The following is a 904-nucleotide window of genomic DNA, read 5'->3' as shown; positions in this document are numbered from 1 at the left end:
CCCTAAATACATCCCCTGTGTGAGATTCGTTATATTTCGTTAAGCCAGCTTTCAGGGCTTCAAATTCATTATCTTGAGGTGGGAGAGGGGTAGTTAATTCCATATTTATGCTACGAACTCCGTTTTGTATATAACGCCTGGTTAAGAGGCGAGTTTTAGCTTGCTAAACTGTTTGCCGAAGGCTCGAGCAAGCTTTTACGAGACCTTCTTTAACCACTTGTTAGCTTTACGACCAGTCAATTTTTAGTTCTTTATGTGACTTAGCACAGTCTTTCAAATAAAGATTAATTAAGTTTTGATAAGGAATGCCATTATCTTCAGACATATGTTTGAAGTATTCAATTACATCTTGATCTAGACGAATTGTAATTTGCTTCTTAAGCTTTTTGGCATAAGGATTTGGCTTGGATTGAGAAAAATCATATGAATCACGCATATTTAAATCCTTCATACTGTTTACGTTCTCGTTTATCAGCTTTACGAGCTGAAATGATTCGGATCAAGTTATCAGCGTCTCGATAGCAATGACAAACAACTAGTACTTTAGAGTCGTCACACTTTCCAAGGATGATAAACCTTTCCTCATTTACTGAGCTATCTGGATCAGAAATTAAACGAGCATAATCATCTAAAAAAACAGATTTAGCTGACACAAAATCAACACCATGTTTCTTTTGATTAGACTCCGCTTTAATTGGATCCCATTCAAAGTTTAAATCAGTCATAATTACAGTGTAGTTACATTGTGAGAGTTATGCAATATTTGATTAGTAAAGCTAACGCTTGCCTAAGCGGCAATTACTAATGGGCTAAAATATTGAGCGCAGCGACAATAGCCCATGTTAATTGTCCGAGCGAGCCTGAGAGCGAATTGAGGCACTTGTTATATACCCAATTGTTTCTG

Annotated in this window: 2 protein-coding genes; both read right to left on the bottom strand. The window is 36.7% G+C overall.

The window, feature by feature from the left end:
* Window positions 1-226 precede the first annotated feature (226 nt).
* Window positions 227-436: a BrnA antitoxin family protein gene (locus ABD009_RS14110; RefSeq protein WP_343826498.1), complete on the bottom strand. Its 210-nt coding sequence runs from the start codon at window positions 434-436 to the stop codon at window positions 227-229.
* Window positions 429-725, bottom strand: a complete 297-nt coding sequence (locus ABD009_RS14105) for a BrnT family toxin (protein WP_343826496.1) — start codon at window positions 723-725, stop codon at window positions 429-431. The genes ABD009_RS14110 and ABD009_RS14105 overlap by 8 nt, the downstream gene beginning before the upstream one ends.
* Window positions 726-904: the final 179 nt, after the last annotated feature.

The organism is Psychrosphaera haliotis, assembly GCF_039523615.1.
Taxonomy (GTDB): domain Bacteria; phylum Pseudomonadota; class Gammaproteobacteria; order Enterobacterales; family Alteromonadaceae; genus Psychrosphaera; species Psychrosphaera haliotis.
The sequence above is the reverse complement of the archived record's forward strand: the minus strand, read 5'-3'. Positions and strand labels throughout refer to the sequence as shown.